Source organism: Aeromicrobium sp. Root236, assembly GCF_001428805.1.
GTDB lineage: Bacteria > Actinomycetota > Actinomycetes > Propionibacteriales > Nocardioidaceae > Aeromicrobium.
Map to the genome: position 1 here is coordinate 3,518,995 of NZ_LMIS01000001.1, position 17,287 is coordinate 3,536,281.

Here is a 17,287-nt window from a genome sequence, read left to right on the forward strand (position 1 = left end):
GTCAGGCGTCCAAGTGGTCCTTGAGGAACTGGACCTGCAGCAGCTTGAGGTTCTCGGCCACGACCTCCTGCGGCGTCATGTGGGTGACGCCCGACAGCGGGAGGACTGTGTGCGGCCGGCCGGCAGCCAGGAGCGCCGACGAGAGCTGCAGGGTGTGCGCGGCGACGACGTTGTCGTCGGCGAGGCCGTGGATGATCATGAGCGGCCGCTCGAGCCCCGGCGCCAGCGGCAGCAGCGAGTTGCGGTCGTAGACCTCGGGCTGCGTCGTGGGATCGCCCAGGTAGCGCTCGGTGTAGCACGTGTCGTAGAGGCGCCACTCGGTCACCGGCGCTCCGGCGACGGCCGCGTGGAACACGTCGGGTCGCTTGAGCACCGCGAGAGCTGCGAGGTATCCGCCGTACGACCAGCCGGTGATGCCGACGCGGGTCGTGTCGACGTCGTCGGGGTACGCCTTGGCGACCGCCTCGAGCGCCGCCACCTGGTCGTCGAGCGTGACGGTGGCGAACTCGTGCAGCACCGAGCGTTCCCACGCATGCCCGCGCCCCGGGGTGCCGCGGCCGTCGGAGACGATGACGCAGAACCCCTGGTCGGCGAGCCATTGTGGCTCGAGGAACGCCCGTGCCGACGCGATCACGCGCTGGCCGTGCGGGCCGCCGTACGGGTCCATCAGGACCGGCAGACGCCGCGACCCCGGCTCGTGGCCGGAGGGGAAGAGGATCGCGGTACGCAGCTGGTGCTCGCCGGCGGCGACGACCGTGACGACCGGTTCGTGCGGGGCGGGTTCGGCGAGGACCGCGATCGGCGCCGGCTCGGCATTCTCCCGGTGCACCATGACAGTCGTGCCAACGGCTTCGAGGCCGGCGCGGACGATGACCGTCGTGGGCCCGCCGATCACGGCACCGTGGACCGCGGCGCCCTTGGTGATCTCGGTGACGACGCCGTCGAAGCCGAAGCGCACGACGTGCACCTCGGTGGGCTCCTGCGACGCCGTGGCGATGACGCAGTCCTCGAACACGTCGACGAGGCCGCGTACCTGCCAGCCGTCGGGGGAGACCGTCGCACCGTCCCGCAGCACGCGGCGCCAGCCGTCGGCGTCCTCGACCGTGACGAGCGAACCGTCCGGCGCGAACCTCGGCGCCGATGCGAGCTCGACCCACGCCGCGTCGGCGAGCTCACGGCGTACGTTCGTGTGTCCGGTGGTGACGTCGACCGTGAGGATCTGCGACGCCTTCTGGTCGCGGCTCAGCACCTGGATCACCGCATCGCTGTGCGGGTTCCACGACACCCGGCCGAGGTACTCGTACGTCGTGCGGTCCCACTGGATCTCGGTGCGGTTGCCGTCGAGGTCGACGTGCCAGAGCGTGACCTCGGCGTTGGGCGTGCCGGCAGCGGGGTAGCGCTGGGCGACGGGTTCACGGTCGGGGTGCTCGGGGTCGGCGATGTGCCAGGTGTGGACCGGCGCCTCGTCGTAGCGCTCGACGAGCAGTGACTGTCCGTCGGGTGCCCACCAGAACCCGTGGAACCGGTCCATCTCCTCGGCGGCGATGAACTCGGCCTGGCCCCAGACCTCGGTCGCCGACTCGGGCTCGACGAGCGCGCGCTCGTCCTGGCCGTTGACGCCGATGACCCGGAGCGCGCCACCGGAGGCGTACGCGATGAGTCGTCCGGTCGGGTCGAGGTGCGGGTCGATGACGGCCCCGACGCTCGGCAGGGAGTGGACCGCCTTGGCGCCGAGGTGCACGGCCCAGAGCTGGCCCGAGAGGGTGAAGCACGCCCAGCGCCCCGTCTCGTCGACGTCGTAGCCGACGAGTCCGGCGGCCGACTCGCGGCTGCGCTCGCGGCGTGAGCGCTCCTCGGCGGACAGCTGCTCGCCCTCCTCGCCGAGCAGGGCGACCGGATCCACGAGGACCGACTCGGCTCCCGTCTCGACGTCGTGCTCCCAGAGCTGGCCGGTGCGGGTGACACCGTCGGGCGTACGGATGAAGCGCACCGTGCGGCCATCGGGCGACACCGTGAGATTGCGCGGGATGCCGAGGGTGAAGCGGAGCGTACGGGCGGCCAGACGCGGATAGGAGACGGTCATGCCCTCGATCCAATCACGGGCATCGCGAGCGAGGCGATGCCCTGTCAGTCCCGGTCAGTAGCCTTGGGGCATGACCTCGAGCGACCGCCGGATTCTCCTCGTCCATGCCCACCCCGACGACGAGTCGATCGGCAACGGCGCGACGATGGCCAAGTACGCCGCCGAGGGCGTGCAGGTCACGCTCGTCACGTGCACGGCAGGCGAGGAGGGCGAGATCCTCACGCCCGAGATCGCGCACCTCGCCGCGGACCGCGAGGACGGTCTCGGCCCGCACCGCATCGAGGAGCTCGCGGCGGCGATGAAGGCGCTCGGCGTCACCGACCACCGGTTCCTCGGCGGGCCCGGACACTTCCGCGACTCCGGCATGAAGTGGGCCGAGGACGGCAGCGCCACGGCGGCCGACGAGACCCGCCCCGACACGTTCTGGCACGCCGACCTCACCGTCGCAGCAGACCTCCTCGTCGAGATCATCCGTGAGGTCCGGCCGCAGGTCCTGGTGACCTACGACCAGTTCGGCGGCTACGGGCATCCCGACCACGTCCAGGCCCATCGCGTCGCGACCTATGCGACGGCGCTGGCGGCCGTGCGCTCCTACCGGCCCGAGCTCGGCGAGGCGTGGGACATCCCCAAGCTCTACTGGAGCGCGATGTCCAAGTCGCAGATGGCCGAGGGCATCCGCAAGCTCCGTGAGGCGGGCGACGAGACGAGCTTCGAGGGCTGGGATCCCGACAACCTGCCGTGGGGCGCGACCGACGACGAGCTCGACGCCAAGGTCGTGGCCGACAAGTTCGCCGAGGCCAAGATGGACGCCATGAAGGCGCACGCCTCGCAGATCGCCCTCGACGGCCCGTTCTTCGCGCTGTCCAACAACGCCGGCTCCCAGGTGTGGGGCACCGAGTACTACCGCCTCGCCAAGGGGCAGCGCGGGCCCGTCGGACCCGACGGTCTCGAGGAAGACCTGTTCGCCGGTCTCTGAGGGTGAAGCGCGCGGCCCTCGTCGTCCTCGGCGCCTACCTCGGCCTGCTGGGCGCGTTCGTCCACCGGCACGTGTGGCGTCTCCACGGGGTCGACTGGCCGTGGGGGCTCGTGCTGGCGGTGCTCGTGACGTACGTCGTGGTGCTCGCAGCCGACCGGATCGCCCCGGTCGGCGGGGCCTGGCTGGGCCTGGGCTGGGGAATCGTGCTGCTGGCACAGCAGTTCTCGCCCGGCGGCAGCTATCTCGTCGCGTCCGACTGGCTCGGCTGGTCCTTCACGCTCGGCAGCGTGGGGGCCATCGTCGTCGGGGTCATCCGCACTCCTAGGCTGGGTCAATGACCGCGATGGTGGACCAGCAGGCCTTTCGCGGCGCCTTGAGCCGGTTCGCCAGCGGGGTCACGGTCGTCTCGACGGTGCAGGACGGCGTCGACCACGCCATGACCGCGAGCGCGTTCACGTCGGTCTCGCTCGACCCGCCGCTCGTGCTCGTCTGCTCCCACAAGACCAGCCGCTTCCACGAGGCCGTGCTCGACACGGGGTTCTGGGGCGTGTCGATCCTGGCCGAGGAGGGCATCGCGGCGTCCGCCTGGTTCGCCCATCGCGGCCGGCCGCTGGACGACCAGCTGCAGGGCATCTCGTTCCACCGCGGCGCGTCCGGTGCGGCACTGCTCGACGAGTCGCTGGCCTGGCTGGAGTGCACCACGGTTTCCGTCACGGACGGTGGTGACCATACGATCTTGGTCGGTGCGGTGACTGCCGCTGCGGTTCGGGACGACATCGACGATCCGCTGCTCTACTACCGCTCGCACTACGGCACGATCGTGCGCCTGCCTGACTCGGAGAAGACCGTCTACGGGAGCAACACATGACCGACAAGCCTGACGACCTCACGCCGGACGAGCCGTCCGTCGACGACGCGACGGTCGACGACGCCCCCGAGCTCGACGAGGCGCCGGACGCCGGGGAGCCCGAGGCGAGCCTGTCCGACGAGGGCGACGGTGTGGTCGAGCCCGGGATCGTGGTCGAGCACGACGAGGAGATCGAGCTCGAGGACGTACCCGACGTCGAGCCCGCCTACGAGCTGCAGCCGGGCGAGGACACCGTGCTGGCCGAGGCGGCCACGACGTACGACGACACCGACGAGCCGGACCACGACACGGGTGACGCCGACGACATCGTGGCGGCACCGCTCGACGACGAGCCGGCGGCCGACGACGCCGGCGACGACAGCACCGACCTCCAGCCGGCGACTGCGGACGACGACGGGGGATCGGCCCACTGGGGCCGGCGCATCCTGCTCGGCGCGGTCCTGGTGGTGGGCGTCCTCTACGTCGGTGGCTACTTCCTGACCGGCAGCCGGATGCCCGCCAACGCCACGATCGGTGGAGTCGACGTCAGCGGCATGTCGCCCGCAGACGCGCGCACCGCCGTCGACAAGGCCCTGACCCCCAACGTCGACCGCGAGATCGTGCTGACCCACGGCAAGACCGAGTTCCGGATCAAGCCCAAGGCCGCCGGACTCGCCCTCGACCTCGACCGCACGATCAGTGAGGCCGGCGGCGAGCGCAGCTGGAAGCCGGCCGACATGGTGGGCCTGTTCTTCGGCGACCACAAGACCGACCCGGCCCTCGACGTCGACGACGCCAAGCTCCAGAGCTCGATCGGCACGATCGGCGAGGCCGTCAACCGCGAGGTCGTCGAGGCCCAGATCACGTTCCCCGACGGCAAGCCCAAGGCCCGCGAGCCCAAGGCCGGCCGCGTCATCGCCCGCGCGGATGCGGCAAACGCGATCCGCGAGGCCTACCTCGTCAGTGACGAGCCCGTGAAGGTCCCGACGGCGGTCGTCGAGCCGGCGGTCGACTCCGACGGCCTCGCCGACGCGATGAAGACCATCGCGAAGCCTGCCGTGAGCGCACCGATCACGATCCGGGTCGGCGACAAGAAGGTCTCCCTGCCGGTCACGGCGTACGCCCCGGCTCTCGTCGTGCGGGTCAAGGACAACAAGCTGCAGCCCTACCTCGACGCCAAGAAGCTCGCCGGCCCGCTGACCGACTCCACGACCGGCATCGGCAAGAAGGCCGTCGACGCGACCGTCACGATCAAGAACGGCAAGCCCGTCGTGATGCCGGGCAAGGAAGGTGTGGGCCTGCAGCCCAAGGAGATGGCCGTCAAGCTGCTCCCGGCGCTGACCGAGTCCGGCTCGAAGCGTGCCGTCGAGGTTGAGGCCAAGGTCGTCGAGCCGCTGTTCACGACGGCCGACGCCAAGGCGCTCAAGATCAAGCAGAAGATCAGCAAGTTCGAGACGCACTTCCCCTACGCCGAGTACCGCAACACCAACCAGAGCCGCGCTGCCGAGCTGATCGACGGCACGATCCTCAAGCCGGGCGAGACGTTCAGCTTCAACAACATCGTGGGTGAGCGCACGGCCGCCAACGGCTTCGTCACCGGCACCGTCATCAACGGCGGGGTGTTCCGCGAGGAGCTGGGCGGTGGCGTCTCCCAGGTCGCGACGACGACTTACAACGCCGGGTTCTTCGGCGGCATGGACGACGTCGAGCACCACCCGCACGCGTTCTACATCAACCGCTACCCGGTCGGCCGTGAGGCGACGGTCTACTTCGGCAGTCTCGACCTGCGGTTCAAGAACCCGACGAAGTACGGCGTCCTGGTCCACGCCTACGTCATCAAGAGCACGCCCTCGTCGCCCGGCACGATGCACGTCGAGCTGTGGAGCACCAAGGTGTGGGACATCAAGGCCGGCGAGTCGGCCCGTCGCAACGGCCGCACGCCGGGCAAGCAGTACGACGACACCGACCGGTGCGTGCCGCAGGACCCGATCCCGGGCTTCGACATCGACATCTACCGCTACTTCTACAAGGGCGGCAAGAAGGTCAAGACCGAGACCGACACGGCCACCTACCAGGCCGCCGACCACGTCATCTGCGGCAAGAAGCCCAAGAGCGACTGAGCGCTACACCGCGACGTTGAGCCGGATCGTCATGCCGTCGTCGACGTTGCCGGTCACGGTCGCCATCTGCAGTGAGTAGCCGTCGCTGAAGACCATGTCGCTGTCGAGCGACGTCTGCGCCAGGTTCGTGATGCTCTGCTCGTAGCCGGACGTCGCGTAGACGAGCTTGCAGGCGTCCTCCGGCAGCGCGATCTGGGAGGTGCGGAGCCTGCCGGTCGCCTTCTGGGCGTCAGCAGCGGTCTTGTAGACCTCGAAGTGGATGTGCGGCCACCGTCCGCTGTAGGCCCCGGGGAAGGTCGTCGTGAACGACAGCTTGCCGTCGGCGTCGGCGGCCTGCACGCCGCGCAGGTAGTTCTCGTCGGCGATCTCCGAGTCGTACATCGAGTAGCGGCCGTCACGGTCGCAGTGCCAGACGTAGACCGCGGCACCCTCGTACGGCGTGACTGCGCTGCCGTTCAGGTCGTAGATCGTCAGGTCGAGCTTCGCCGTGACGCCCTCGGCCGTCGTGCTGGTGCCGCCGAAGCTCGACCGGATGCCGCTGCGCACGACGCCGCTCTCGGTCAGCACGTTGACGCCGTTGGAGCCGTCTCCGGGGAACGGCCCGCCGGTCTCCTCGGGAACCTCGCCCTTGACGGCCCCGGTGGTGGACGAGCCCGACGGGCTCGAGGTGGTGGCGACCGGGGAGCCCGACGAGTCGCTGCCGCTGCACGCCGCGAGGGCGGCCGCGAGTCCCGCACCGGTCAGCAGGCCCAGGGCGCGGCGCCGGTTCAGGAGCGTCGGCAGGTCGTGGGACAGCCCGAGGTCGTGCTCGTGGGGTCCGTCGTGATCGTGCGTCATGCCTTTAACCGTACGGACGCTGCCTGGACCACTGTTATGCCTTCACTGTGCGGAGGCTGTGGTCCCGGGCTCGAGGTACAGGTAGTCGTGGTGGTCGACGAACCCGTACGGCTCGTAGAGCGCGAGCGCCGCGTGGTTGGTGCGCATCGTCTGCAGGTACGCCTTGTCGGCACCGTGCTCGACGGCCCAGGCGAGCGACGTCTCGACGATGCGGCGGGCCAGGCCCTGGCGGCGGTGATCCGGGGCGACCTCGACGCACGCGATGCCGGCCCACTCGCCGGTGACCACGACCCGGCCGATCGCCACGGCGGGGGAGCCGATCGAGACGAAGCCGACGGTGGCCGGGCCCTCGAGGACAGCGCGCGCCGCAGCCGGGTCGTTGACGCGGCCGTAGTTGACGAGCCAGTCGTCGTCCGCGGTCGGGGCGATGCGGGCGGTCGGGTCGGCGGCGTACGCCGGCTCGAGATCGGCGACCTGCACGACAGCGCCGCCGTGATAGCCCACCATCGGCACCCACCCGACGGCCCTGATTCCGCGTTCGGCCGTCGAGCCGACGACGACCTGGGCGAGCGCCGGGACGTCGCGCGACGCGTAGAACTCGCGCACGCGGCCGAGCGCTTCGTCGAGCGGCAGGCCGGGATCGCCGTGCACCGCGACGGAGTTGGCCCGGCCGGTGAACCGGCGCGACGTTCGCAGCTCCCAGTCGCCGAGGTGGACCGACTCGATCGCGGGCCAGCCCAACGACGTGATGCGGGTCAGCTCGTCGGCGCTGACATCGACGGCGCGACGCCGTCTCAGGGGGCGGTCCGGTACGGCCTTCCAGGTGACGAAGTCCGAGAACGCGACGACCTGAGTACGCCCGTCCCGGCGCTCCAGCGTCACGCTCGTCTCGTCGACCGCGCGCACCCGCCCGATGGCGTCGCTCATGGCCGGCCCACCTGACGGCCCCGTGCCGCCGACGACGTAGCGGACCACGATGCGTTGCCCGATCGAGGCGGCGTCCAATGGCATGTCCCCAGCCTTCCATGTCATGAGGTGGACCTCATGTGCGGGAGGTGGAGCGGAGGCGTGATACTAGTGCCAGCCCTTTGAAGGAGAAATGCTCGTGACGTACGTGATCGCCCAGCCGTGTGTGGACCTCAAGGACCGCGCTTGTGTGGACGAATGTCCCGTGGACTGCATCTACGAAGGCAAGCGGATGCTCTACATCCACCCCGACGAATGCGTCGACTGCGGTGCGTGCGAGCCGGTCTGCCCTGTCGAGGCGATCTTCTACGAGGACGACACGCCGCCGGAGTGGAAGGACTACTACACCGCCAACGTCGATTTCTTCGACGACATCGGCTCGCCCGGTGGCGCGGCCAAGCTCGGCGTCATCGACAAGGATCACCCGCTCATCGCAGCGCTGCCCCCTCAGCCCCAGGAATGACCTCCAGGGGCAACGTCTCGGCGAAGTTCCCTGACTTCCCCTGGGACACGCTCGCCGCTGCCAAGGCCCGTGCCTCCGCACACCCCCGCGGACTGGTCGATCTCTCGATCGGAACGCCGGTCGATCCCACGCCTGACGTCGCCCGTGAGGCGCTCGTCGCCGCGGCCGACGCGCCGGGCTATCCGACCGTGTTCGGGCCCGATTCGTTGCGCCAGGCCGCTGTCGACTGGATCGAGCGCCGCTTCGGTGTGACCGGCCTGAGCGCCTCGCAGGTGCTGCCCACGATCGGCTCCAAGGAGCTCATCGCCAACCTGCCCACGCAGCTGGGCCTCGGAGCCGACGACCTCGTCGTCCTGCCCGAGCTGGCCTATCCGACGTACGAGGTCGGCGCCCGCTATGCCGGCTGCGAGGTCGTCGCGACCGACTCGACGCTCTCGCTCGGGCCGCGGGTCCCGGCGATCATCTACCTCAACTCACCCGGCAACCCGACAGGCCGCATCCTGCCGCCCGACCACCTCCGCAAGGTCGTCGACTGGGCGCGCGAGCGCGGCACGCTGGTGGTCTCCGACGAGTGCTACCTCGAGTTCGCGTGGGAGGGCACGCCGACCTCGGTGCTCCACCCGGACATCTGCGGTGGCTCGTTCGACGGCATCCTGGCGGTCCACTCGCTCTCCAAGCGGTCCAACCTCGCGGGCTACCGCGACGCGTTCGTCACCGGCGACCAGGCTGTGGTCTCCGAGCTGCTCGAGGTCCGCAAGCACCTCGGCTTCATGGTCCCGACGCCGGTGCAGGCGGCGATGACCGCCGCTCTCGCCGACGACGATCACGTCGACGCGCAGCGCAAGACGTACGCCGCCCGGCGCCTCGACCTGCGGCGCGCGTTCGAGTCCGCAGGCTTCACGGTCGAGCACTCCGAGGGCGCGCTCTACCTCTGGATGACGCGCGGCGAGCCGTGCCGCGACACGATCGACTGGCTCGCCGAGCGCGGCATCCTCGCCGCGCCGGGCGACTTCTACGGCGCCGCCGGCGCCCAGCACGTACGGGCCGCCTTCACCGCCACCGACGAGCGCGTCGCCGAAGCCGTCACCCGCCTCACGTCCTGATGACATCTCCGCGATCTGTGGAGTTGGAGGCGTCATTACGCCTGGGTAGCGCCTCCAACATCACAAATCGCGGGGTTCGGGTCAGTTCGTGGAGACGCGCACGGTGTCGGAGTCGGTGCCGGACCTGGCGGTCCAGCCCTTGTCGGAGTCCTCGGCGCTCCACTGCCGGTTGCCGAACGAGATGTCGGTGATCCGCAGGTGCGAGGCGTTGCCGACGAGGTAGTGCGCGAGCGCCCAGCCGCGAGCCCTGACGTCGGAGGCCTTGCCCGTCAGCGGGTACGACGCGTCGTCTCCGTCCGTGGCGAACGGGATGCCGCCGAACGCCGCCTTGACGTCCTGCGTGACCCGCGCGATCGTCCCGCTGCCCTTGGGATTGATCTGGCAGGTGAACTTCGCCGGGCTGTAGCCGCGCAGCGCGGAGGCCAGGGCCCGTGAGTAGTCCTCGTGCTGCGCGTACGCACCGGGGAACGCAGAGCGCTGGACCTTCTGCGCGGCCTCGGTGATCTTCATCGACTGATAGCCCTTGATCTTGACGAGCGCGTCGTAGAACCGGCCGATCGAGTAGTGCGGGTCGCTGATCTGCTTGACCGTGCCCCAGCCCTGCGAGGTGCGCTGCTGGAACAGCCCGACCGAGTCGCGGTCGCCGTAGTCGATGTTGTGGATCTTGGACTCCTGGAACGCAGTCGCGATCGCGATCGACGTGGCCCGCGGCGGCAGGCCCCGGCGCTGCGAGATCGCCGCCATCAGCGATGCCCACCTCGCCTGCTCGAGGTCGATCTCAGCCCGGACCGTGCCGACCTGGGCGACGCAGAACTCGCTCCGCAGCGGCTTGCGGTCGCGCAGCACCGTCGCCACCAGGACCGTCGCGACGACGAGCCCGAGGACCACGAACCAACGAAACCGCACCAGTCAGTTGGCGTGCAGGTCGGCGTTGAGCTCGATGCCCGTACGTTCACCGCGCGGCCGGGCCTCGATGGCCCCGGTCTGGCTGTTGGTCAGGAACAGGACGCCGTCGTGGCCGGAGAGCTCCGACGCCTTGACGACGGAACCGTCGGGCATCGTCACCTTCGATCCGGCCGTCACGTAGGTGCCGGCGGCGACGACGCAGTCGTTGCCGAGCGAGATGCCGATGCCGGCGTTGGCGCCGATCAGGCTGTTCTCGCCAACGGTGATGACCGCCTTGCCGCCACCGGACAGCGTGCCCATGATCGACGCGCCGCCACCGACGTCCGAGCCGTTGCCGACGGTGACGCCGGCTGAGATGCGGCCCTCGACCATCGCGGTGCCGAGCGTCCCGGCGTTGTAGTTGACGAAGCCCTCGTGCATCACGGTCGTGCCCTCGGCCAGGTGGGCGCCGAGGCGTACGCGATCAGCGTCGCCGATGCGGACGCCGGACGGGACGACGTAGTCGGTCATGCGCGGGAACTTGTCGATGCTCGTCACCTGGACGTGCAGGCCGGCGCCGCGGGCCCGGGTGCGGATGGTCTCGAAGCCGTCGACGGGGCAGGGCCCGAGCGACGTCCACACCACGTTGGTCAGCAGGCCGAAGATGCCGTCGAGGCTCTGCCCGTGGGGCGCGACGAGCCGGTGCGACAGCAGGTGCAGGCGCAGATAGACGTCGTACACGTCGGTGGGCGGCGCCTGCAGGTCGTCGATCACGGTGTGCACGACGACCTTGTGCACCTCACGGATCGCGTCCTGGCCGGCCAGCGCGGTCAGCTCGGCGGGCTCGGGATCGCCGTCAGGTGCTGCGCCGAGCCGGGGCTCGGGATACCAGACGTCGAGGACCGTGCCGTCGAGGGTCAGCGTGGCGACGCCGTAGGCGTACGCGCCGGGATGATCCGCAGAAGTCATGCCCTCAAACCTATCTGGGGGCCACTAGGACTTGGGCAGGCCGTCCTTGGTGCACAGGCTGCCGATCTGGTCGGTGCGGTCCTTCTTGATGTAGTCGAACATCTTGGGCGCCCTCTCGGGGTCCCAGGTGACCGCGAAGTCCCGCAACGGCACGGTGCAGTTGAGCCCGCCGCCGCCCATCGAGGCCGACAGGGCGAGGGCGAACTTGAACAGCGCGAGAGGACTGACGTCGTCGCCGATGCGCAGGGAGCCCGACGCGCCTTTGGCGACGCTGACGTAGCGGAACGGGTTGATGACGGTCCACGGTGACTTGGCCTTGTCGGCGATCGAGCCGAGCACCTCGCGCTGGCTCTGCACCCGCTGGATGTCCTGCGTGGCGTACGAGTGCCGGTTGCGCGAGTAGGCGAGCGCGACCCTGCCGTCGACGGTCTGGCAGCCCTTCTGGACGTCGAGACCCGAGTCCTTGTCCTTGAGGCGCTGCTTGGGGCAGATCTCGACCCCGCCGAGGGAGTCCACGACCTTGACGAGACCGCCGAAGCCGACCTCGATGTAGTCGTCGACGCGGATCCCGGTGTTCTTCTCGATCGTGCGTACCAGCAGCTTGGGGCCGCCATAGGCGTACGCGGCGTTGATCTTGGTCCGGCCGTAGCCGGGGATGTCGACGAGCGAGTCGCGGGGGAGCGACATCAGGACGCTGGGCCCGCTGCCGGTGTGGAGCAGCATGATCGTGTCGGTACGGCCGCGGCCGCCCGTGTCGCCACCGGTCGCGAGCTCCTTCTGCTCGGCCTTGGTCAGCCCGCGGCGGCTGTCGGAGCCGACGAGGAGGTAGGTCGTGCCGGGCTGGTCGGCCGGGCGGCCCGAGGCGGGGGAGGCGTCGACCTTCTCGATCTGGCCCCAGGCCCACCAGGGGACGGCGATGAGGAAGACGATCCACGCGAGCACGAGGATGCCGAAGATCCGCCGGCCGTTGCGGCGCTTCTTGGGCTTCCCGGGTCCGCTCGGAGGCTCGTCAGTGACGCGGCGCCCGGGGGGTGGCAGGTTGGGCGGAGGAAGGTCGGAGGCGGTCTCCCGAGGCACGGGGCGGGTCGGCTTGTCCTCGCCGTACAACCACCCGTACTCGCCGTCCGGGCGCTGATCTGACATGAGCACGACCGTACCTGACCTCGGCTCACGCTCCCGGCAGCCGCTCGAGCGCCACCGGCGAAAATCCCGGTGCTCCCCGGCGCGCCCTCAACCTCAACTCGAGAGTTTGTGTGGATACTGAGAATCGCCTCAGCCTCTTCCCCACGTGAGGACACCATGTCTGACGTTCGCTCGAGTGTGATGGGTGGGTCGTATGCCCGCCCGGCCGACACCTCTGCTCGCATCCAGTTCCGCCGCGCCCTGACCCTCACGGCGATGACCCTCGTCATGCCCGGGTCCGCCCAGCTCGTCATGGGCAACAAGCGCATCGGCCGCATCGCCGTGCGCGTGTGGCTCGGCTTCCTGCTCGTCGGGGCGGTGCTGCTGTTCCTGGCGCTCAACTCGCGCAAGCAGCTGTTCTCCCTCGCGATCGAGTCGCCGCTCCTGCCGGTCGGCCGCTGGATCCTGATCGCCGGCGCGGTCGCCTGGGTTGCCCTGATCGTCGACGCCTGGCGCCTGGGCCGTCCCCTCGAGCTGCGTCGCAAGCACCGGCTCTGGATGGCCGGCATCAACAGCGTCCTGTGCTTCGCGACGGCCGGGGCGCTGTTCTTCGCGGCGCACCTGGTCGCGGTGCAGACCTCGTTCGTCGACAGCGTCTTCGTCGCGCACCAGGTCTCCAAGCCGCAGGACGGGCGCTACAACGTGCTGCTCCTCGGCGGCGACTCCGGTCCCGAGCGCAGCGGCCTGCGGCCCGACTCGCTGACCGTCGCGAGCATCGACAAGGAGACCGGCCGCACCGTGCTGGTCGGCCTTCCGCGCAACCTGCAGAACGTGCCGTTCCCCAAGGGCTCCGTCATGGCGAAGGCGTTCCCGAACGGCTTCAACGGCGAGGGCCAGTACCTCAACGCGATCAACACCTGGGCCAACGACCACGCGTCGCTGTTCAAGGAGAAGAACCCCGGCCTCAAGGCGACGATGGGCGCCGTCGAGGAGATCACGGGCCTCAAGCTCAACTACTACGCGATGGTCAACATGCACGGGTTCTCCAAGCTCGTCAACGCCGTCGGCGGCGTACGCGTGAACGTCCAGCAGCGCACCGCGATCGGCGGCATCGGCTCGCCGATCCGCGGCTGGATCGAGGCCGGCGAGCAGAAGCTGACCGGCGACCAGGCCCTGTGGTACTCCCGCAGCCGAGTGCAGAACGACGACTTCTCGCGCATGGGCCGGCAGAAGTGCGTCATGAACGCGATGCTGCACCAGCTCAGCCCGCAGAAGGTGCTGTTCAACGTCGAGAAGATCGCCAGCTCCAGCAAGGCGCTGCTGACGACCAACATCCCCAAGTCCGACCTCGACGTGTTCGTCGACCTCGCGCTGAAGGCCAAGACCCAGAAGGTCTCGACCGTCTCGCTCGTGCCGCCGGTGATCTACACGGGCAACCCCGACTTCAAGAAGGTCCGCCGGCTCATCGACCGGGCGATCGACAAGGCCGAGGGGCGTTCGTCGGTGCCCAGCGGCATCACCAAGGCGAAGCTGTCGGTCCCCAAGCTGAGCGACGACGCGAAGGACCCGCGCATGGCCAACCAGAGCTCGGACCTCGGCGCAGCCTGCTGACCGAGGCCGGGCCGACCTGAGTTGTCGCTGAGATCACTGACGCGATGTCACGGATGGGCTGGACGTCAGTGATAATGGATGCTTCGTCGGCCACACCGTAAGGGATCTCATGTCGCATCGCGCGAGTCTCTTGGGCCGCGGCTACCGGGACAATCACCTGGACTCGCCGCGCGTCCGGTTCCGTCGCGCGCTGCTGCTGTGCTTCATGACCGTGGTCGTGCCCGGATCCGGGCACATCGCGGTGGGCAAGCGGGTGGTCGGCTGGTTCGCCGTCACGATGTGGCTGGCCGCCCTCGGTGGTGGTGGCTATCTCTACTGGAAGTACCGCACCGACCGCGCGCAGGTGCTGAGCTGGTTCACCGACACCGATGTCCTGCTGCTGGCGAGGGCCGGCATCGTGGCCGTGGCGGTGCTCTGGGTCATCCTGTTCGTCGACGCGTGGCGGCTGGCGTCACCGTTCCGGCTCAACTTCATGCGGGCCGCGCTCATCACGGTCCTCAACCTCGCCATCATCGGCGGCGTCGCCGGCTCGACCGCGTACGCCTCGCAGCTCATCAAGGTCTCGCGCGACACCGTCAAGGTCGTGTTCAAGGCCACCAAGACGTCCGAGCCGCTCAAGGGTCGCTACAACATCCTGCTGCTGGGCTCCGACGCCCGCGCCGACCGCACCGGCATCCGGCCCGACTCCATGACGGTCGCCAGCATCGACGCCGACACCGGCAAGGTCGTGCTCGTCTCGCTGCCCCGCAACCTGCAGAACGTGCCGTTCTCCAAGGGCTCGCCGATGCTCAAGGTCTATCCCAACGGCTACAACTGCGGGCCGACGTGCCTGCTCAACGCCGTGCACACCGACGCGCAGAACCGCAGGGACCTCTATCCGCACAGCAAGGATCCAGGGCTCGACGCGACGATCGACGCGATCCAGGGCGTCACGAACCTCAAGATCAACTACTACGTGATGATCAACCTCAACGGGTTCAAGGGTCTGGTCAACGCCGTCGGCGGCGTGACGATGGACGTCAAGAGCCGCATCGCGATGTTCGGTCACGACGACGCCTGGAAGAACACCTACATCGAGCCGGGCAAGCAGAAGCTCAACGGCCAGCAGGCCCTGTGGTACGCCCGCAGTCGCGTGCAGTCCGACGACTACGTGCGCATGGGCCGGCAGAAGTGCCTGATGGCCGCGATGGTCAGCCAGCTCAGCCCCCAGACGGTGCTGCTCAACGCCACCAAGATCGCCAAGTCGGGCAAGGAGCTGCTCAGCACCAACATCCCGGCCAAGGAGCTCGGTCAGTTTGCCGACCTCGCGCTCAAGGCGCGTGGCCAGAAGATCCGCACCGTCTCGGTCGTCCCGCCGCGGTTCAACACCGTGACGCCCGACTTCCCGGCGATCCAGGCGGCGATCCAGAAGACGATCGACAAGTCGGAGTCGACCGTGGCGCCGCCCAAGAAGACCAAGGACACGTCGGGCGCCGCCGCCAACCAGTCCGACGACCTCAAGGCCTCCTGCTAGGGCGCGCGGCTCGTCCGGCTTGTGGTCGGGAGACCCTCACATGTCGCGGTCTTGGGCCTCGTTGTAGGCCTCGATGACCTCGTCCGGGTCGCCGTCCATCACCAACGTGCCCTGGTCGAGCCAGATGACTCGGCTGCAGGTGTCGCGGATCGACTGCATCGAGTGGCTGACGAGGAACACCGTGCCGGCGTTGTCACGGATCTCGCGGATGCGCGCCTCGCTGCGGGCCCGGAACTTGCGGTCGCCGACCGCCAGCGCCTCGTCGACGATGAGGATCTCGTGGGTCTGCACGCTGGCCAGGGCGAACTTGAGGCGCGCCGTCATGCCGGACGAGTAGGCCCGCATCGGCAGGTCGATGAACTTCTCGAGGCCCGAGAACGACACGATCTCGTCGTAGCTGGCGCGGATCTCTTCCTTCGTGAAGCCCATGGCCAGACCGCCGAGGACGATGTTGCGCTCGCCCGACAGGTCCTTCATCAGCGCCGCGCCGACACCCAGGAGGCTCGGTCGTGACGAGGCGTAGATCGCGCCGCGGCTCGCCGGGGTGAGCCCGACGATCGCGCGCATGAGCGTCGACTTGCCGGAGCCGTTGGTGCCGATGACCCCGATGCTGTCCTGCTCGTACGCCGTGAACGAGACGCCCTTGAGCGCGTGCACCGTGCGCATCTGCTTGGTACGCCCGAGGTTGAGCTTGCGCCGGTCGGCGGCGGTGGGGCGCTTGCCGGTCGCGAAGACCTTGTACTCCACGTGCACGTCGTCGACGATCACGACGGGCTTGCGGTCGTGGTCGGGTGCGGCGGTGGGGTCGGGGGTCACGGGTTCAGTCGACACGGCCGTACCTTTCCTCAGCGCGCCAGAAGAACCAGACCCCGAACGCGAAGATGCCGAACGACCACGCGGTGGCGTAGGCCCAGTAGTGCAGGTTCATGCCGTACCCGGGGCCCTGCAGCAGGGCCGAGCGGGCCAGGCTGAGGAACTCGTGGATCGGCTGGAAGTCCGAGATCCGCATGACGATCGGGTGGCCGTCGGTGGCCGGGTGTGACGACGTGGCGGGCTTGGGGCCGAACCGCTTCTCGACGCTGAAGAAGATCCCGGTCGTGTAGAAGAAGAAGCGGGTCAGGAACGGGATGAAGTTGTTGAGGTCGCGCCAGTGGACCGCCAGGCGTGCGGTGATCATGGCCAGCCCGCAGTTGAACATGAAGAACAGCGCGAAGATCGGGAGGATGAACAGCCAGTGCAGGTCGATCGCGCCGAAGCCGCCGCTGATCACCAGGAACGTCAGCATGATCGCGACGGTCGGCATGAACTGCAGGAAGCGCTGGGTCACGGCGGCCAGCGGGAGCACCAGTCGCGGGAACGCGAGGCTCTGGACCAGGGCCGCGTTGGTCACGATCGACTTGCCGCCGTTGCTCCACGACTGCGCGAAGAACTCGAAGATGAACACGCCGATGATCAGGAACTCGACGAAGTGGTCGGGCCGGGTGCTGCTGGGCAGCAGCAGGCCGAAGATCAGCCCGTAGACCAAGGCGTTGAGCAACGGCTTGAGCACGACCCACAACATGCCGAGCGAGTTCTGCTGGTTCTCGGACTCGATCTTGTAGCGAGCCATCGAGTAGATGAAGAAGCGTCTCTTCCAGACCTCAGCGACGTAGTCGCGGAGCGGCGGTCGGCCACCGACCCTGTCGAGGCCCAGGCGCGCCGCGTCCTCGGCGGTTGTCATCCGTGTGATGTCCCTACTGTTCAGGCATTCGGGGGTGCCTGACGTCTGCCGTCGAGGCATCGTCGAGTGTAG

Annotated in this window: 16 protein-coding genes; 8 read left to right on the top strand and 8 right to left on the bottom strand. The window is 69.0% G+C overall.

All coding sequences use genetic code 11. From position 1 onward, the window contains the following. Position 1: 1 nt before the first annotated feature. Positions 2–2,083, bottom strand: coding sequence for a S9 family peptidase (locus ASE12_RS17695; RefSeq protein ID WP_056403684.1), 2,082 nt, complete (start codon positions 2,081–2,083; stop codon positions 2–4). A gap of 70 nt (positions 2,084–2,153) precedes the next feature. On the opposite strand from ASE12_RS17695, the gene mshB reads away from it, so the two are divergent. From mshB to ASE12_RS17715, 4 genes are read left to right on the top strand one after another with little or no spacing between them, the layout of a single operon-like run. Next, a complete protein-coding gene (gene mshB / locus ASE12_RS17700) occupies positions 2,154–3,059 on the top strand; it encodes an N-acetyl-1-D-myo-inositol-2-amino-2-deoxy-alpha-D-glucopyranoside deacetylase (RefSeq protein ID WP_056403688.1) in 906 nt (301 codons plus the stop codon). 2 nt (positions 3,060–3,061) lie between these two features. Beyond that, positions 3,062–3,397: a hypothetical protein gene (locus tag ASE12_RS17705; protein ID WP_056403689.1), complete on the top strand. Its 336-nt coding sequence runs from the start codon at positions 3,062–3,064 to the stop codon at positions 3,395–3,397. Continuing rightward, positions 3,394–3,927 (top strand): flavin reductase family protein, encoded by a 534-nt coding sequence (locus ASE12_RS17710; RefSeq protein WP_056403692.1) that lies wholly within the window; start codon positions 3,394–3,396, stop codon positions 3,925–3,927. The genes ASE12_RS17705 and ASE12_RS17710 overlap by 4 nt, the downstream gene beginning before the upstream one ends. Next, complete coding sequence (locus ASE12_RS17715; RefSeq protein WP_056403695.1) at positions 3,924–6,026, top strand: VanW family protein; 2,103 nt, start codon at positions 3,924–3,926, stop codon at positions 6,024–6,026. The genes ASE12_RS17710 and ASE12_RS17715 overlap by 4 nt, the downstream gene beginning before the upstream one ends. 3 nt (positions 6,027–6,029) lie before the next feature. On the opposite strand, the gene ASE12_RS17720 is transcribed toward ASE12_RS17715, so the two are convergent. Both ASE12_RS17720 and ASE12_RS17725 read right to left on the bottom strand, forming a co-directional pair. Further along, the gene (locus tag ASE12_RS17720) at positions 6,030–6,863 is read right to left on the bottom strand and encodes a hypothetical protein (protein ID WP_056403697.1); all 834 of its coding nucleotides are present in this window, start codon (positions 6,861–6,863) and stop codon (positions 6,030–6,032) included. A 42-nt stretch (positions 6,864–6,905) separates the two neighbouring features. Further along, positions 6,906–7,874 carry an N-acetyltransferase gene (locus ASE12_RS17725; protein ID WP_162255519.1) on the bottom strand — a complete coding sequence of 323 codons (969 nt, stop codon included), beginning with the start codon at positions 7,872–7,874 and terminating at the stop codon, positions 6,906–6,908. A 94-nt stretch (positions 7,875–7,968) separates the two neighbouring features. Here ASE12_RS17725 and fdxA point away from each other — a divergent pair, with 94 nt between their 5' ends. Continuing rightward, positions 7,969–8,292 carry a ferredoxin gene (gene fdxA / locus ASE12_RS17730; protein WP_056404945.1) on the top strand — a complete coding sequence of 108 codons (324 nt, stop codon included), beginning with the start codon at positions 7,969–7,971 and terminating at the stop codon, positions 8,290–8,292. Beyond that, positions 8,289–9,395, top strand: a complete 1,107-nt coding sequence (dapC, locus tag ASE12_RS17735) for a succinyldiaminopimelate transaminase (protein ID WP_056403703.1) — start codon at positions 8,289–8,291, stop codon at positions 9,393–9,395. The genes fdxA and dapC overlap by 4 nt, the downstream gene beginning before the upstream one ends. 81 nt (positions 9,396–9,476) lie before the next feature. Here dapC and ASE12_RS17740 read toward each other — a convergent pair whose 3' ends face one another. The 3 genes from ASE12_RS17740 to ASE12_RS17750 are packed head-to-tail and all read right to left on the bottom strand — an operon-like array spanning position 9,477 to position 12,392. Further along, the gene (locus ASE12_RS17740) at positions 9,477–10,283 is read right to left on the bottom strand and encodes a hypothetical protein (protein ID WP_082582369.1); all 807 of its coding nucleotides are present in this window, start codon (positions 10,281–10,283) and stop codon (positions 9,477–9,479) included. Between the two features lie 21 nt (positions 10,284–10,304). Next, entirely contained in the window at positions 10,305–11,249 is a 945-nt protein-coding gene (gene dapD, locus ASE12_RS17745) for a 2,3,4,5-tetrahydropyridine-2,6-dicarboxylate N-succinyltransferase (RefSeq protein ID WP_056403710.1), read from the bottom strand. A 24-nt stretch (positions 11,250–11,273) separates the two neighbouring features. Continuing rightward, positions 11,274–12,392, bottom strand: coding sequence for an LCP family protein (locus tag ASE12_RS17750; RefSeq protein ID WP_056404947.1), 1,119 nt, complete (start codon positions 12,390–12,392; stop codon positions 11,274–11,276). Positions 12,393–12,572: 180 nt separating this feature from the next. Here ASE12_RS17750 and ASE12_RS17755 point away from each other — a divergent pair, with 180 nt between their 5' ends. Beyond that, on the top strand, positions 12,573–13,982 hold the full coding sequence (locus tag ASE12_RS17755; RefSeq protein ID WP_235508940.1) for an LCP family protein: 1,410 nt from the start codon (positions 12,573–12,575) through the stop codon (positions 13,980–13,982). Positions 13,983–14,091: 109 nt separating this feature from the next. Next, positions 14,092–15,495 carry an LCP family protein gene (locus ASE12_RS17760; RefSeq protein ID WP_056403716.1) on the top strand — a complete coding sequence of 468 codons (1,404 nt, stop codon included), beginning with the start codon at positions 14,092–14,094 and terminating at the stop codon, positions 15,493–15,495. A 36-nt stretch (positions 15,496–15,531) separates the two neighbouring features. Here ASE12_RS17760 and ASE12_RS17765 read toward each other — a convergent pair whose 3' ends face one another. Together ASE12_RS17765 and ASE12_RS17770 are read right to left on the bottom strand one after the other, a co-directional pair. Continuing rightward, entirely contained in the window at positions 15,532–16,326 is a 795-nt protein-coding gene (locus ASE12_RS17765; RefSeq protein WP_082582370.1) for an ABC transporter ATP-binding protein, read from the bottom strand. Continuing rightward, the gene (locus ASE12_RS17770; protein ID WP_056403722.1) at positions 16,316–17,215 is read right to left on the bottom strand and encodes an ABC transporter permease; all 900 of its coding nucleotides are present in this window, start codon (positions 17,213–17,215) and stop codon (positions 16,316–16,318) included. The genes ASE12_RS17765 and ASE12_RS17770 overlap by 11 nt, the downstream gene beginning before the upstream one ends. Positions 17,216–17,287 lie beyond the last annotated feature (72 nt).

Excerpts from the sequence above, each read along its gene's own strand:
- ASE12_RS17710 (WP_056403692.1), top strand. The coding sequence starts at position 3,394 with ATGACCGCGATGGTGGACCAGCAGGCCTTTCGCGGCGCCTTGAGCCGG.
- ASE12_RS17770 (WP_056403722.1), bottom strand. The coding sequence starts at position 17,215 with ATGACAACCGCCGAGGACGCGGCGCGCCTGGGCCTCGACAGGGTCGGT.
- ASE12_RS17755 (WP_235508940.1), top strand. The coding sequence starts at position 12,573 with ATGGGTGGGTCGTATGCCCGCCCGGCCGACACCTCTGCTCGCATCCAG.
- dapD (WP_056403710.1), bottom strand. The coding sequence starts at position 11,249 with ATGACTTCTGCGGATCATCCCGGCGCGTACGCCTACGGCGTCGCCACG.
- ASE12_RS17695 (WP_056403684.1), bottom strand. The coding sequence starts at position 2,083 with ATGACCGTCTCCTATCCGCGTCTGGCCGCCCGTACGCTCCGCTTCACC.
- ASE12_RS17760 (WP_056403716.1), top strand. The coding sequence starts at position 14,092 with ATGTCGCATCGCGCGAGTCTCTTGGGCCGCGGCTACCGGGACAATCAC.
- ASE12_RS17720 (WP_056403697.1), bottom strand. The coding sequence starts at position 6,863 with ATGACGCACGATCACGACGGACCCCACGAGCACGACCTCGGGCTGTCC.
- ASE12_RS17750 (WP_056404947.1), bottom strand. The coding sequence starts at position 12,392 with ATGTCAGATCAGCGCCCGGACGGCGAGTACGGGTGGTTGTACGGCGAG.
- ASE12_RS17715 (WP_056403695.1), top strand. The coding sequence starts at position 3,924 with ATGACCGACAAGCCTGACGACCTCACGCCGGACGAGCCGTCCGTCGAC.
- dapC (WP_056403703.1), top strand. The coding sequence starts at position 8,289 with ATGACCTCCAGGGGCAACGTCTCGGCGAAGTTCCCTGACTTCCCCTGG.
- mshB (WP_056403688.1), top strand. The coding sequence starts at position 2,154 with ATGACCTCGAGCGACCGCCGGATTCTCCTCGTCCATGCCCACCCCGAC.
- ASE12_RS17725 (WP_162255519.1), bottom strand. The coding sequence starts at position 7,874 with ATGCCATTGGACGCCGCCTCGATCGGGCAACGCATCGTGGTCCGCTAC.